11 protein-coding genes are annotated in these 14,723 nt (G+C 71.1%); 5 read left to right on the top strand and 6 right to left on the bottom strand.

Going from position 1 to position 14,723, the window contains the following annotated elements; translation table 11 throughout:
• Positions 1 to 212 precede the first annotated feature (212 nt).
• Positions 213 to 3,659 (bottom strand): SCO7613 C-terminal domain-containing membrane protein, encoded by a 3,447-nt coding sequence (locus tag B0I29_RS23290; RefSeq protein WP_111651175.1) that lies wholly within the window; start codon positions 3,657 to 3,659, stop codon positions 213 to 215.
• A 191-nt stretch (positions 3,660 to 3,850) separates the two neighbouring features.
• Positions 3,851 to 4,606, bottom strand: coding sequence for a sulfite exporter TauE/SafE family protein (locus B0I29_RS23285; protein WP_111651174.1), 756 nt, complete (start codon positions 4,604 to 4,606; stop codon positions 3,851 to 3,853).
• A gap of 172 nt (positions 4,607 to 4,778) precedes the next feature.
• Here B0I29_RS23285 and B0I29_RS23280 point away from each other — a divergent pair, with 172 nt between their 5' ends.
• The 3 genes from B0I29_RS23280 (at position 4,779) to B0I29_RS23270 (ending at position 6,376) form a co-directional block, all read left to right on the top strand.
• Positions 4,779 to 5,240, top strand: coding sequence for a SigE family RNA polymerase sigma factor (locus B0I29_RS23280; protein WP_221403141.1), 462 nt, complete (start codon positions 4,779 to 4,781; stop codon positions 5,238 to 5,240).
• A 136-nt stretch (positions 5,241 to 5,376) separates the two neighbouring features.
• Positions 5,377 to 5,925 (top strand): hypothetical protein, encoded by a 549-nt coding sequence (locus B0I29_RS23275; RefSeq protein WP_146616868.1) that lies wholly within the window; start codon positions 5,377 to 5,379, stop codon positions 5,923 to 5,925.
• 25 nt (positions 5,926 to 5,950) lie between these two features.
• Positions 5,951 to 6,376: a hypothetical protein gene (locus B0I29_RS23270; protein ID WP_111651171.1), complete on the top strand. Its 426-nt coding sequence runs from the start codon at positions 5,951 to 5,953 to the stop codon at positions 6,374 to 6,376.
• Between the two features lie 33 nt (positions 6,377 to 6,409).
• On the opposite strand, the gene B0I29_RS23265 is transcribed toward B0I29_RS23270, so the two are convergent.
• Positions 6,410 to 7,198 carry an alpha/beta hydrolase gene (locus B0I29_RS23265; protein WP_181557943.1) on the bottom strand — a complete coding sequence of 263 codons (789 nt, stop codon included), beginning with the start codon at positions 7,196 to 7,198 and terminating at the stop codon, positions 6,410 to 6,412.
• A 41-nt stretch (positions 7,199 to 7,239) separates the two neighbouring features.
• Between B0I29_RS23265 and B0I29_RS23260 the strand changes: the two genes are divergently transcribed.
• Positions 7,240 to 7,590 (top strand): VOC family protein, encoded by a 351-nt coding sequence (locus tag B0I29_RS23260; RefSeq protein WP_111651170.1) that lies wholly within the window; start codon positions 7,240 to 7,242, stop codon positions 7,588 to 7,590.
• Between the two features lie 1,163 nt (positions 7,591 to 8,753).
• Here the strand turns inward: B0I29_RS23260 and B0I29_RS23250 are convergent.
• Positions 8,754 to 9,200, bottom strand: coding sequence for a hypothetical protein (locus B0I29_RS23250; protein WP_146616867.1), 447 nt, complete (start codon positions 9,198 to 9,200; stop codon positions 8,754 to 8,756).
• Positions 9,197 to 11,947 carry a GDSL-type esterase/lipase family protein gene (locus B0I29_RS23245; RefSeq protein WP_111651167.1) on the bottom strand — a complete coding sequence of 917 codons (2,751 nt, stop codon included), beginning with the start codon at positions 11,945 to 11,947 and terminating at the stop codon, positions 9,197 to 9,199. The genes B0I29_RS23250 and B0I29_RS23245 overlap by 4 nt, the downstream gene beginning before the upstream one ends.
• Before the next feature lie 70 nt (positions 11,948 to 12,017).
• Between B0I29_RS23245 and B0I29_RS23240 the strand changes: the two genes are divergently transcribed.
• A complete protein-coding gene (locus B0I29_RS23240; RefSeq protein WP_245972691.1) occupies positions 12,018 to 12,518 on the top strand; it encodes a GNAT family N-acetyltransferase in 501 nt (166 codons plus the stop codon).
• On the opposite strand, the gene B0I29_RS23235 is transcribed toward B0I29_RS23240, so the two are convergent.
• Complete coding sequence (locus B0I29_RS23235; RefSeq protein ID WP_111651319.1) at positions 12,515 to 14,695, bottom strand: esterase-like activity of phytase family protein; 2,181 nt, start codon at positions 14,693 to 14,695, stop codon at positions 12,515 to 12,517. The genes B0I29_RS23240 and B0I29_RS23235 overlap by 4 nt on opposite strands.
• Between the last annotated feature and the right edge of the window lie 28 nt (positions 14,696 to 14,723).

Raw genomic sequence — 14,723 nt, 5'->3', positions numbered from 1 at the left:
ACAGCGCCTGCGCCTGTGCCCCGCGCCTCGCGCCTGTGCCCCGCGCCTCGCGCCTGTGCCCCGCGCCTCGCGCCTGTGCCCCGCGCCTCGCGCCTGCGCCTGCGACAGCGACAGCGGCGGCAGCGGCAGCGGCAGCGGCGGCAGCGGCAGCGACAGCGGCGGCAGCGCCTGTGCTCGTGGCAGCGTCTGCCTTGATTCGGGTGGCGGGATGGTCAGCTCATGCGGCCTACGGCGTTGCGGAGGCGCAGCACGTCGCGGCGGCGTTGTTCCATCGTGGTGGCGATGCCCACCAGCAGCAGCCCGCCGACCGCGAGCGGCACCCACCGCGGCACCAGATCCCAGAACTGCACCAGCTCGTGCAGCGCCGTCAGCACCAGCATCACCCCGCCGGTCACCACCGGCGCCTGCAGGCGGGCCCGGGCGCCGGCCAGCAGCACCACGACAGCCGCCACACCGAGCAGGAGCCGGCGAAGATACTCCGGGCCGTCGCCGCTGATCAGCGCGAGTGTCGGCAGGAAGCCGGCTGCGAGCGCCGGCCCGTACGCACTCCAGGACGGCAGTGACGGACGGCCTCGGCGGGCCAGCCAGCCGGCGCCGAGCGCGAGTGCCGCCGCCGGCAGTGTGTAGATCTCCACGGTCGTGACGTCGCGCGACCCCAGGAACAGCCACCAGCCGGCCAGTACCGACACCGCCGCCGCGACCGTGTACCGGAACCGGACCGCCGCACGCTCGCCCGGCCGCAGCGCGCGCAGGCCCAGCACGACCGCCCAGAGGGTGGCGATCAGTGCGGCGCGGCCGGTCGTACCCGCGACCAGCAGGGCGATCAGCGCCGCCGAGTGCGCGACCGCGGCCACGGCGGGCGCCTCGCGCGGGCGGCGCGCGGCGAGCACGAATTCGAGCGCCGCGGCGATGGCCGCCGCGGCGAGCACGCTCAGCGGCCCGCTTCCGGCTCCGAGATCCACCATCTGGCTTGATGTGTACGCACAAACGACCACCGCCACCGATCCAGCGATCCAGCCACCGACCCGGGCCGCTTCCGCCCGTCTGGACACACCGGCGACCGCTCCGGCTACGACGACCAGGGCGAACGCTGTCAGCATCGCACCGCGCACCGGCGTGGTCCCGGCCAGCCCGGCCGCCGCGAGAGCGCTGAAGACCACGCCCGGCACCGCACCCCACCAGCCGGCCGAGCCGGTCAGAGCGAGCGCGACGATCCCGCCGAGCCCGACGACCAGGCCGGCGAGCGGCACGGCCGGCCAAGGCGCTTCGACCGCCGCGACCACCAGCGGAACCACGACGGCGAGCACCGGCACGGCCGCCCAGAGAGCAGGCCGGAAATTGGCCCGCACGCTCGACCGGGACGAGCCCGCGGAAGTGGCGTCCGGCAGGCCGGCCCGCGACGTGAGACGAACGGCTGCGAAAGCGGCAGCACCCGCCACGATCAGCAGCGCGGCGATCGAACTCCAGCGCGCGCTCACCGCCGCCGGCACGTCGCCCGACCAGAACGACCCGAGCGCCCCGTAAGGCTCGATCAACACGACGGCGAGGTCACGCCCGGTCGCGAAGAGCAGCACCAGCAGCGGAACGATCGCCGCCAGCACCCCACCCGACAACGCCCCGTCGGAGACGGTCGCTGCCGGAACGCCAGGAGTAGCGCTGATCGAAGCCGGTCGGACTACCTCCGGTGGGAGTGCCGCCGCGACCAGCACGAGGGCGACGGCGGCATACAGTGCGACCGCGTCCTCGCCTGCCAGCGCGATCACCGGAACCACCGTCGTGAGCAGCAAGGACACGGTCAGGACCGGGGAGCGGTACCACGGCGTCAACCGGGCGGCCACGGCGAACCCGACCGCCACCACGAGCTCGGCGCGTACCTGCCAGGTCACCGAGACATCCACGGCCATCAGCGCCAGCCACACCGCGGGCGGGAAAGCGAGCAGGCTCACCGCAGCGATTGCCGAGCCCAGGGCGGTGTTGCCGGGCTCCGTGCGTACGAAATAGGCAGTTGCCGCTCCCAAGAGCGTGAGGGTCAGGCACGCGGCCGCGCCCACCGCGGGGTTGCCCAGGCTGACCAGCAGCGCATATCCGGCCAGCAGCGCGGCCAGGGTGATCCGGAACGGTCGCCGGCGCGTGCCTCGGGTGCGTGTCGCGAGGGCGATCGCGCCTGCGGCGACGACCATCGCGAAGATCACCGCGGTCCACCACCGCAGCCGGAACGCCGCCGGCGCGAGCACCGCGACCCCGGCCAGGGCGGTCAGCGCGAGGTCCGTGCGCTGCCGGGCCTTCACCAGCATTGCGTACGCGCAAAGCACCGCGACAGTCGCCACCATCAGCGTCCAGTCCGGCTCGTCGACGGCCAGGCCGAGAGGCGCGTCGAACAGCGGGCGGGCCGCGTCGACGTGGTTCACCGCGGCGATCAGGATCGCAGCGGCCGCGCCGAGAGCGGGTACGGCAGCCGTGAGCAGCGCCGCCACCCACGGACCCCGGCCGACCGGCTGGGGCAGCCGGGGCTTGATCACGGCGACCAGCCCGGCGACGACCAGAGCGACCACGGCGAGGCGCAGCACACCCGTACCCTGGTCGATCCTCGCGGAGAGGGAGGGCGCGCCCAGCAGCAGCGCCCAGGCAGCGGCGGTGACGGACACGGCGGCGGTGAGCAGGCCGGCCGTGACGGTCTGCGCCTCGCGGTTGCCGGCGAGGGCGGCGCTCGTTGTCGCCAGGGCCGTGACCAGCACCAACAGGCCGCCGGCGGTGGCGGCTTCGGTTGCCGTGCCCGCGGAGATCAGGTCCACCAGGGCGATCAGCGTGGCGACGATGCCGGCGGCGAAGGCGCAGAAGTAGGCGACCAGGCCCAGCCCGGCAGGGGAGTAACGGCGGGCGTGGACGACGGCCAGGTTCAGCGCGGTCACCCCGGCCATGGTCAGCGACCAGCCGGTCACGCCGGCGTCGGCGGCGAGCGCCAGCAGCGGGAACACCGGCTGCGCCACGGTCAGGGCGGAGATCGCCGGGCCGGGCAGACGGGTCAACCGGCCGTATCCGAACGCGATCACTGATGTGGCGGCGCAGACCGCTGCCGCGTACAGCTGCGGGTCCTGACCACGCACGTCGAGGAAGTTGACCGCCCAGGCCGCGTAACCGTCCAGAAGGATCATGAGCAGGCCGACGGCCGCGAGGGTCTCGGCGGCGGCCGTGAGGCCGCGCCGGACCGCGAACGGAGGCACCGCGAGAACGGCGACCGTGGCCGTGGCGAGGATCGCGGCGCGGCCGGTGACGCCGACCTGCGCCCAGGCGACGGCGGTGAAGACGGCCGCGGCGACGATGAGGAGCAGGCCACCGAGGGCGAAGAGGACGTTCTGAACGGTGAGCGAGGAGAGCTTGGGTTCCGGCGTGCCGTCGACCGTGGCGGCGGGAAGGCCAGGGCCGGGAACGGGGCCGGGAACGGGGCCGGGAACGGGGGTGGGGTCTGCGATTGCTGCCACGGCCGGCGCGGCTTTGGGGGCTTTCGCCCATTTCTCTGCCTTCGTCGCGGTGATCACGCGGTAGGCGATGCGGTTGCGCTGGGTGGTGACGTCGGTGATCTGCGTCTGCAGGGTCGTCCACTCGGCGCGCGCAGCGTCGTATCGCTGACGCAGGCCGGCGATCTCGGCGTCGAGTCGCATCACTTCGATGGCGTCGAGATCCGGGGCCCGGCCGCAACCGGGGCAGCCGGTCTCCGCCGAGGCTGTCGTCCCGCAGTGGGGACAGGGATACGTCGATGGCGCGCTGGTCACGGCGTTAGTTTCGCCTACGGTCGCAAGTTGTTTGCGCGGGCGTTGCTCAGGTGGTGCTGCTTGGTGTCCGGCGGTGTTGCTCAGGTGAGGAACAGGACCACCGCGACGGTCACCGTGAAGGCGACGATGGTCCAGCGCAGGATCTCCGACGGCAGCCGCCGGGCGAGCCGGGCGCCGACATATCCGCCGACCATGGTGGCCGGCGCCAGGACCGCGACGACGGCCCAGTTGACCGGGCCGAAGATGCCGTAGACCAGTACCGTCGTGGTGCCGACGACGGCGCTGAAGACGTTCTTCAAGGCGCTGATCCGGCGCAGCGGCTCGTCGAGCACCAGCGCGAGGAAGGCGATCAGCAGCACGCCCATTGCCGCGTTGAAGTAGCCGCCGTAGACCCCGCACGCGAAGACCGACAGCTGCATCAGCACCATGCTGCGGCGCGAGCCGTCGTCGCGCGCGCCGCGGGCCAGGTTCCGCAGCTTCGTCTGGAATGCCATCATCAGCGCGGCGCCCAGCAGCAGGAACGGTACGACGACGTCGAACACGCCGCGCGGCGTGAGCAGCAGGATGCCGCTGCCGCAGAGGGCGCCGACGATGATGGTGGGGATGATCGCGAGGACGCGGCGGCCCTGCCCGGCCAGGTCGGGGCGGCTGCCGACGGCGCTCGCGGCGTACCCGGGGGCGACCGAGAGCGCGTTGCTGACGTTGGCGGCGACGCCCGGCAAGCCGATGGCGACCAGCAGCGGGAAGGTGATCAGCGATCCGCCGCCCGCGATCGCGTTGATCGCTCCCGCTGTCAGCCCGCCGGCTATCAGCGCGAGTACTTCCCCGAGGATCATGCTGCGCACGTTACGACGTCGATGATGATCGGTTTTCACCAGCGGGGTTTTTTGTGGCGCGGGCTTTGTTTCGCGAGCAACCCCGCGCCGGACCGGGCGTGTTGAGAGGTGGGGACAGCGAGGAGAGACCGTGGTTGATGTCGATGAGTACCGCGAGTACGTGGCCGGCCGGATGGATGGCTGGCGGCGCACCGCATATCTGCTCTGCGGGGACTGGCATGCCGCGGACGACTTGGTGTCGATCGCGCTGGTGAAGCTGTACCGGCACTGGGGCAAGGTCTCCACGGTGGAGCATCCGGACGCGTACGTCCGGCAGATCCTCGTCCGCACGATGCTCAACGAACGCCGCCGCTCGTGGCGGCGCGAGCATCCGGTGACCACCGTGCCGGACCGGGTGGCGGCCGCCGGCGGGCCGGAGTCGGTGGCCGACCGGCAGATGTTCGTGGCGCTGCTCGGCGAGCTGCCGCCGCGCCGGCGGGCGGTGCTGGTGCTGCGGTACTTCTGCGACCTGTCGGTGGAGGAGACGGCCGCGCAGCTCGGCTGCTCCACCGGAACCGTGAAGAGCCAGACGGCCCGGGCTCTCGATTCGCTTCGCACGCGCCTCGGTGGCGCCGTTGTCGTTGAGGAGGTCTGACGTGGTGCACATGTCCGAGTGGATGCGGGAGGCCTCGTCGGATGCCCCGCCGAGTGGGATCTCGGTGGACGGGCTGATCGCGGGGGAGCGACGAAGGCGTACCCGGGTGAGGGTTGGGGTGGGGGTGGGGTTTGTCTTGGTCTTGTCTCTTGTCGCCTTTGTGCCGATATTTAAGGGCGGGGGCGTCTCGATCCAGCCTGCCAGCCCTGTTCTGGCGTGCCCGACCGTCGACCTGAAGGCGACGCCGGAGCCCGGGCCGCAGCAGTCGCATCCCGCGCCGCGTCCCAGCGAGGCGTGCGGCGCCGCCGCGGCGCGGCTGACCGGCGTGCTGTCGACGGCGTTGCGCAGCGACGTTCCGGCGTTCGCGTGGAACACCAAGCGCCTTCAGTACGAGACGCTCGTCGAGCTGCCTCAGGGCGGCAAGATACAGGTACGGATCATCGCGGGCCATGAGTATCCGGATCGCGCCTCGTCGCAGTGCCCGGAGGATGCCGACTGGGACTGCAGTTACACGGTCACCGACGACAAGACGATCGTGATCGTGGCGGATACCGGCACGACGTTCCAGGCGGAGACGTACCGGAAGGACGGGACGGGCATGCTGATCCTGGCGACCAAGGAGATCATGACTCGCAACCAGCTGGTCGCTGTCGCCGGGAACCCGGGATTGACGCTCTTCCCGTAGCGGCGTGTGTGTCTAGGATGCGGCGGTGACCACGGTGACCACGCGTAGCAGCCTCCCGTTCTCGCGCCGGCGGACGGGAGGCTGGCTCGTCGCCGGCTTCCCGTTCGCCTTCGCTGTCTGGTACGCGGTGTGCTTCGGGCTGGCGCTCGGCCGGGCGCGGGAGTTCGCCGGCCACTGGTACATCCCGTCGATGAACGACGAGTACACCGCCACCGTCGACATCTGGTCCGGCTGGCGGATGTCGTGGCTGGTGGCGTACTCGATCAGCTGGACGCCGCTGCTCGCCGGGTTCAGTCTGTTCGTCACCGGGATGCTGTTCATCCTCGGATATCAGAGCGGGCACCGGAGGCTGTCGATCGCGCTGGTCGGTGGGGCCGTGATGTCGCTGGTGATCCTGGTGGTGGCGGTGACCCCGGCCGCGCAGTCGGTCAGCGTCTGGTTGCTGGATTGATCCTTCTATGTCAGTCCTTCTATGTCAGTATTTCTATTTCAGGGCGGCCAGGACCAGGTCGAACGCTTGGGTGATCGCATCCCTGGACTCGTCGGTGTCGTCCTTGTTGTCGAAGCCGTGGTGGCCGTTCGGGACGTCGAGGACGGTCAGGTTCGCCTTCTCGGCGGCTGCCACGAACTCGCTCACCCCCTCGATGATCCGCGGATCGTCGAGGCCGGCCCGGGTCAGCACGATCGGCAGGTCGCCGGCTGACGCCACCGCCTCGGCCGGGCGGAAGCGGGGGTCGTCGGGCCAGCCCGGGAACGGCGTGACCATCGGGTACGTCAATGCCACGGCACGCAGCCACGACGGCACCGAACGCAGGTAGTCGGCGGCGAGCCGGCCGCCGCCCGAGAAGAACCAGATCGCGACGCGGTCGCCGTCCACCCGCGGGTCGCCGCGGAGCACGTCAAGGGCGGTGGCGACGTCATCGGCGGCCAGTGGGTACGCGTCCGGCCCCTGCAGCCGGTGATCCACGACGGCTCCGGCGGCACCCCGGTCGGCGGCGAGGGACGCGTACCCCTGGAAGATCGGCCATTGCCGCGGCAGCGGCGTCATTCCGGGTGGCAGCGGGCCGCCGTGCACGAAGAGGATCCCCGGGCGGGGGATTCCGGGCCGGCCTTCCGGCCGGGTGTCCGGCTGGGTGTCCGGCTGGGTTTCTGGCCGGGTTTCTGGCCGGGTTTCTGGCCGGGTTTCGTCGGAGGGCAGGTAGAGGTCGACGATCCCGTGGCTCTCGGCGACACGGATCGTGACGGGCAGAACCAGCGGCTTCAAGAACTCCATGCCCGGCACCATATCGTCCCCGATCAATTACGGTGGGTCACGTGGAGCTGGTGGTGGTCGTGGACTGCGCTGATCTGAACCGGTCGGCGGCGTTCTGGAGCGGGGTGCTCGGCTATGTGGCACAGCCGGGTGGCGGCGACCGATATCGCTCACTGAAACCGGCGGCCGGAAGCGGCGTGGAGGTGCTGCTGCAGCGCGTCCCCGAGGCGAAGTCCGGCAAGAACCGCCTCCATCTGGACCTGCGCGTCACGGATCTGCACGCCGAGGTCGCGCGGGTGGAGGGCTTCGGCGCGGGCCGGCTGACCGCCACGCCTCTCTCGGAGGACGGCTGGTCGTGGCACGTCCTGACCGACCCGGACGGCAACGAGTTCTGCGTTATCACCGGCCCCTAAAGCACCGGCGGGACTGGCCGAACCAGCCGAACTGGCTGAACTGGCTGGGCTGGCTGGCTGGCCGGACCCTCCGAACTGGCCGAACTGGCTGGCTGGCCGGACCAGCCGAACTGGCTGGGCTGGCCGGACTGGCTGGCTGGGCTGGCTGGCTGGACGCGAGAGCCGGCCGGGGTCGCGTCGCGGCGTGAACCAGGTCGCACATAACCTCAGCGTGTGCCCGGGGCTACGCCCTGGCCGTGATGAGGTCGCACAAACCGCAACCGTGCGACCTCATCCACGTCAACTGGGGCATCTGCGCGTCCTCAGCTACGTGCGTCCTCAGCTACGTGGGCCCGAGCCCACCGTGTGCCCCCGACCCTGCTTCGGCGACGCGACACTGATCAGCCGACGCCGACGATTCGTTCGCTCGGTTCCGGCGGTGACCGTGGCCCGATCGACCCGGTGGTGCTCATGGCCGCTGGCGCTCATGGTCGCCGTTCCTGACAGCTGGCAGCCGTATGCGCGAGCTGGCCGGAGTCGGCTTGCGCTTGTGGTCGTCTTTGCGGGTAGCTGGCAGCCGTATGCGCGAGCTGGCCGGAGTCGGCTTGCGCTTGTGGTCGCGTTTGCGGGTGGATAGCAGCCGTATGCGCAAGCCGGCCGGATTCGGCTTGTGCCTGTGGTCGCTGTACGGGCTGGTGGGCTGCCGCAAGCGCGAGCCGGACCGAAACTGGCTGGCGCTTGTGGTCGCCGTAGCGGACAGCTGGCAGCCCTGGGCGCCAGCTGGGCTCGCCGTTGTGGACAGCTGGCAGCCCTGGGCGCCAGCTGGGCTCGCCGTTGTGGACAGCTGGCAGCCCTGGGCGCCAGCCGGCAGCCCCGGACGCCAGCTGGGCTCGTGTGATGGCGCGCCGGGCGAGATCTTGGCTAGTTCTGCCCACATGGGCGAACTCAACCGCAAGCTGCCTAGATTCGAGGCCGGCCGCTCACGGGACGGCCACCTGGCCGTCAGCCGTCAGCCGTCAGCCGTCAGCCGTCAGCCGCCGGCCGTCAGCCGCCGGCCGTCAGCCGCCGGTGGACGTTGGTGGTCGGCGGAGGACGTCGGCAACCAGCGGTGGACGTCGGCAACCAGCGGTGGACGTCGGCAACCAGCGGTGGACGTCGGCGGGCGGCGGTGGACGTCCGGCTGATCAGGAGGCCAAGGCTGACAACCGCACCGTCCTGTCCGCCGCCGTGCCCAGCCACACCGTGCCCTGCGCGCCGTTGCCATCGAGGGCGCACGTCTGCCTCGGCTCGCCCGTTCCCGTCTGGCCGTCCGGCACTGACGCGTCGTTGCTGCCTGGGCACCGCAGGTCGTAGCCCGCGTTGCTCAGCCGGTCGCCGACGTTCGCGAGCACCTCGGAGACCGTTCCCGGGTATCGCGCCTCCACCAGCAGCACCGACCCGCCGTCGAAACGGCTGTCGCTGTGGGAGGACGTCGCGGTGGTGCTGCCCTCGCTCAGCAACCCGCCGAGACCGGTCAGCGCGTCGGTCGAGCAGCCGCCGACCATGAGCAGCGCATACGCGCCGAAAAGCAGGGCGCTGCGGCCCACCACCAGCAGGGTGCAGCGTCCCAGCAGCATCAGAATCGGTCTCATGGCCTGCGCCTCCGGACAGTGACGGCGACCAGCAGGGTGCCGAGAAGGATCATTGCGGTTCCGCTGCCGGCCGCCGGCAGCAGCCAATTCGGTGACCCGGTGATGGGCAGATCATCGTCACCCTTAGGCGACACAGGAGACCTAGACGGAACAGGAGACGTAGACGAAACAGGAGACGAAGGGGAAACAGGAGACGAAGGGGAAACAGACGGCGGCGTCGGTGAAAGCAGCCCCGCGGCTCGCGCACGCGCGACACACCCCGGCTTTGTCGTCGCCCGCAGCACCGCGAAACCGAGCGTCGTCCCCTTCAGCGGATTGCCGCCGCGCACCTCGAGGCCGGAGATCTCACCAGCCGGCAGATCCGCCGGCATCCGCGCCCAGCCGCTCACCCGGCCCTGATCATCAGCGGTCAGGGTGCCGAGAATCCGGTTGCGAACCCGTTCGCCGGTGAGCCGGATCGTCACCGCCGAGCGGGCGGTGAAGCCGTCCGCCGCGACTGGCACCTGCTCGCCGCGGACCACGTCGCTGCGGCACGACGGCAGGCCCCGCATCGCTGCCCCGTCGGCCACGAGCAGCGGGACGATGCGGGTCGCGGCGACGGCTTTCACCACTGAATCGGGGTATTTGTCCAGCTCGGAAACGCGTACCACAGGAAGTGAAGCGGGAGTCGCCGCGCGCAGGGCGGGGGAGACGGCCTTGCGCACCGGTCCGGGCCGGGACGTCCATTCCGCGCGCTGCGCCGCGCGGACGGCCGCGATCTTCGGTCTGGCCCGGCTCGCTGCGGCGGTCGCGCTTCCGTCGTTTTTCAGAGCCATCGGGTACGCGGGCGGAGGCGCCGCGATCCTGCCGGAGACGATCTTTGCGTACGCGGTCGTGCCCTTCTCGTTGGGGTGGAACGACGCGGCGCTGGTGACGTCGCCGCCGAGGTCGGTGGCGCGGGCAAGCCGCAGGCCGGTGATCCAGTTGTCGCCGTCGCAGACCGCGTTGCCGGCGAAGCTCTGGCGCACGTCAGCGACGAGCAGGCCGCTGCGGGGAGCGCGCTGGAGCATGACGTCGTCGAATTCGTCGATCCGGTCGGCGATCCACTGCCGCTCGTCCTTGTTGATCACGGCGCCTTCGGTGCAGGGGCGCCGGCCGACCCGCAGGAGGTGCGGATAGGTTGCCACGACGATCGTGGTGTCCGGCCGGACGCGGGAGCGGACCTGCTGGTAGAGGCCGTCGAGTTCGTTCTGGACCAGGGCGATCCGGATCCGCGTCCAGTCGTCGAGCGAGATGGACCGGCTTCCGGCCGTGACGAAGCCGTCGTTCATGCAGCGCAGCTGGGTCGCGCAGTGCTTGAGCACCTCGGCGAAGCCGACGTCGTTGCCGCCGAACGTCATCGTGACCAGGTCGACGTCGGTGCCGAGGCTCTTGTTCTGCAGCGGGATCGCGGTACGCCGATCGAGGTACGTCTTGGTCATCTGCTGGGTGTCGGCGTTGACCAGGCGCGCGCCGGAGCAGGCCGCGAAGTCGAACGCGCCGCCGCTGGTGGCGACCGGCCGGCTCGAACCCGGCATCGTCACCTTCAGCGGCCAGCCCCTGCTGGAGCGGTGGCAGAGGAAACCGGGCGTCTGCGCGTAGAGCGGCAGGCCCAGCAGCATCTTCTCCACCCGCTGGTCGACGTAGGGTTCGACACCCTCACCGGCGGAGTACGAGTCACCGAGCGCCACGAACCGGGTGCCGTCGCGTCCGGTGAACCAGCGGCGGGACTCCAGCTTGCGGCCGTCGGCGAGCACCACGCGGACGACGAGCTGGTGCACGCCGCTGCCGACCGTCCCCACGGCGGCCGAGAAGTTGCCGATGCTGTCGACAGTGGCCGGGAACGGCGGCCGGCCGTCGCGCTCCACCGTGACCTCGCGGATGTCGGCGGGCCGGCTGGTCACGATGCTGGTCCGGAGCCGGGACGGGTCGTCGACGCGTATGCACTGGTCACCGGTGGCCGTGGCGATCGCGGCGAGTGCCGAGCCGTTCGCGCAGGTCGCGGCCGCACCGATCGCGAACGTGCGGACCCGGATGCCGGCGGCGGCGATCGCGGAGGTGTCCGGCACCGGCGCCTGGCCGTCCGAGAGCAGGAAGATCCACCGGGAACCGGAGGTGGTGAACGCGGCCGCCGCCACGTCGAGCGGCCGCTGGAAGTCGGTGCCGGAGCCGACGTCGCGCTGGGTCTCGCGGCCGATCGTGCCCCGGGTCAGCGAGCCGGCCACCGCGTTGATCCGCGGGACCACGTCACGTCCGCTGCCGGTCTCGCCGGGTGCCACGAACGCCCGCAGCCCGTCGCCGGGATCGAGATCGGCCACCGCCGCGTCGTCACCGAACCCGGTCAGGCCGACCGCGATCCGGTTGTCGGCGTTCGGTACGGCGCGCAGGGCCGCGTTCAGCGACACGATGCCGGAGATCTCGCAGTCCAGGGTGTCGCCGACCGATCCGTCCTGGTTGAAGTCGTCCAGCTTCGCCGTCACGGAACCGTCGCCGCCGCAGTCCAGCCCGGACGGGGACCCGGTCGAACCGGAGACGTCGACGGCGTACATGACCTGCGCCTGGTCACCGCCGAGGGTGACCGAACCGGTCACCGTGAGCGGCCCGGTGCCGACGGTCTGCCCCTCGGCCGGATAGCTGATGTCGACGCCCTCGCCGGCCGCGTGCGCGGGTGCGGCGGGCGACAGAGCGAGCGCGCAGGCCGCGACCGCGGCGCCGATCTTCCGTGTCATGTGTTGATCAACGGACCGGTCAGCCGTTTTTCCCGAAGATCACCCGATCGGTTTCGTTAGGGTCGGCCATGTGGAACTGGACGTGCGGGAATGCCGCGACACGGACGTCGCGCGGCTCGAAGAGGTGGCGCCGACCGGCGCGAACCGCTATCACGAGGCGCGCCGGCGCCGGCATGCCGCCGGGCTGAGCACGTTCCTGATCGCCTGGTCGGGCGGGATCCCGGTGGGGTCGGGAGAGATCCTCTGGGAGGGCCCGCGCGAACCGGTCGTCGCGGCGCTGTTCCCGGGCTGCCCGGAGATCAACGGCCTGCTGGTACTGGAGCCGTGGCGGTCCCGGGGCATCGGCACGCATCTGATCCACCGGGCCGAGGAACGGGCGGCCACGCGAGGGCTTCGGGCGATCGGCCTGGGCGTCGACGACGGTAATACGCGGGCGGCAGCGCTCTATCTGCGGCTCGGCTATGTCGAGACCGGCTGCCACTACGACGACCACTACCCGTGGATCGACGAGGCAGGGGCCCGCCACATCGCGGCGGACCCCTGCCGATTCCTGATGAAAGCGCTGGCCTAGCGGCGCAGACCGGGCACGGTGAGCGTGATCAGCTCGGTGTCGTCGGCTTTGCCGGGGATGCGGCCGTCGTTGCCGGGGAAGTTGTTGTCGTTCGCCACCAGCACCCGGTCGCCACCGAGCGGCAGCACCGACTCGACCGACTGCAGCGGGAACGAGAACAGCGGCCCCACGCCGTACTCATCCGGGCGGGCCGGCGTCGACACACCACGCGGGTCGGCGATGCGCATCAGGTCGGTGACGGTCCTGCGGGGCAGAGCCCCGCCGGCCCCTGCCTGGTCCAGGTCGGTGATCACCAGACGCTTGATGCGAGTTGGTACGCCCATCGCGTTGTCCCGCTCGATCAGCAGCAGACGCCGCCCGTCCAGCACGGCGGCGTCCCCGACCAGCAGCGACGCGTCGTCGACCCGGAACGACCAGGTACGGCCGGTGTACGCGTTCTTCACCACGGAGAACTCGTAGACGATCCGGCGGCGCTGGTCGGCGTCGTCGGTGCGGGCGCCTTCGAGGATCGGGTACAGGGTCTTGCCGTCCCGGCTGACGGCCAGGGCCTCGAAGCCACGGCTGGCCGGCACGGTCGCGGTCTGACCGGCGGCCAGGTCCGGCGACTGCGGCGACTTGCCGCCGTCGGGCAGCGGGATCGGCGCCTGCAGGACCTTGCCGGTCCGGTCCACCTTGATCAGGTACGGCCCGAACTCGTCACCGATCCACAGATTGCCCTTCGCGTCGCGGGCCAGCGACTCGATGTCGAAGTCAGCGCCGGTCAGCAGCCGATCGCGAGTGTTCTCGTTGACGATCGGGAACGGGACCTTGTGCCCGGGGTCGCGGAAACTGATGTGGCCGGTGATGGCTACTTTGTGCGTACGAAAGTCGGGTCTGATGTCGTAGGCGCGCAGCAGGAAGTCCGCCGAGTTGTTCTTCGCCCCGAACCCGTTGTCCGGCATGGCGAGGAAACGGCCGGGCTTGTCCGCGGTGATCACCGCGGAGAAACCGGGGATCGGCTGGCCGGGGAACGGCGCGGTGATCCCGTTGACGGCGTCCGGCGCGAGCTGGGTGCCGGAGACCGGGCCCGGCTGGTACGCGGTCGCCGGGATCAGCGCCCGCCCGTCGAGGGTGGGCTCGCCGCGCAGCGTGACCGCGAACGTGTAGACCCGGGTGATCTGGGTGGCGCTGCCGTTGTCGTCGGAGATCAGGCGCAGGACGCGGCGGCCGCCGGGCAGGGTCTCGCCGAGTGCGGCGCCCTCGATGTTGTCGAGCAGCGGGTTGGGCTGCGGCTGCTTCGCGGTGGCACCCGACGGCGGGCACTGCGCCACGTCGAACAGCAGTTCTTTGCCGAGCCAGGCCCGCGGGTCGGTCAGGGTGGCGAGGCTCGGGGTCTGTGAGACGTCCGGGACGCCGGTCGCCGACACCCGGAAGACGCGGACCGTGTTGCCGGCGCCGGCGGTGAAGCCGCGCTCGACGGAGAGGAACTGGTCGCCGCCCAGTGCGATCAGCTCGACGAGACCGAGGTTGGTGTCGGGGCGGTACGCGTACTGAATCACCGGGGTGTAGGCGGTGCCCGCGCGTCCGGCGTACCCAATGATCCGGTTGAGACCGGGACCGTCGCCGGAGAGCGACCCTTCCATGCCGGCGAAGAGCCGGCGTCCGTCAGGGGTGACGGTGAGCGCCTCGAAGGTCTGGTTGACCGCGGCCTCGCCGGCGGGGGTGACCTGGAAGCGGGCCGGGACCGGGAGGGAGGCGAGCTCGGCGCCGTCAGAGAGCCGGAAGCGGCGGATCGACGGCTCCTTCTCTGAGCTGGCGAGGATGGTCCTGCCGTTTTCTTCGAGGACCAGGCCTTCGCCGTCGAAGTCCGCGCCGGTGTAGGAGCCGAGTCGCGTGATTCCGGTGACCTTGGGCTCTTTGCCCAGTTCGAGGTGGTAGACGCGGGCCGGTGTGGTGCCGATGTTGTCGACCAGAGCGAGGGCTTGTTTCTTGCTTTTCAGGGCGAGCGCGGAGAGGCCGGCGACCGGCGTGCCGTCGAAAGTGGTCTTGTCGAGGGCGTCGGAGAAGCCGAGCAGCGACGCGTCGGGGGAACAGTTCCCAGCCGTCGTCGGGGTGTGGGCGGACGCGGACGCCGGCACTGCCGCCAGCGTGACCACGAGGGCGAGTGCCGCACCGGCCGATGTGGATGTAGTCGTCACGCCGCCACCGTGCCGGGCGAGCGTCAAC

It is taken from the genome of Actinoplanes lutulentus (assembly GCF_003259845.1).
In the GTDB taxonomy this organism is placed as follows: Bacteria; Actinomycetota; Actinomycetes; order Mycobacteriales; family Micromonosporaceae; genus Actinoplanes; species Actinoplanes lutulentus.
Note: the sequence above shows the minus strand (reverse complement) of the source record. Positions and strands in the feature narration are given on the sequence as shown.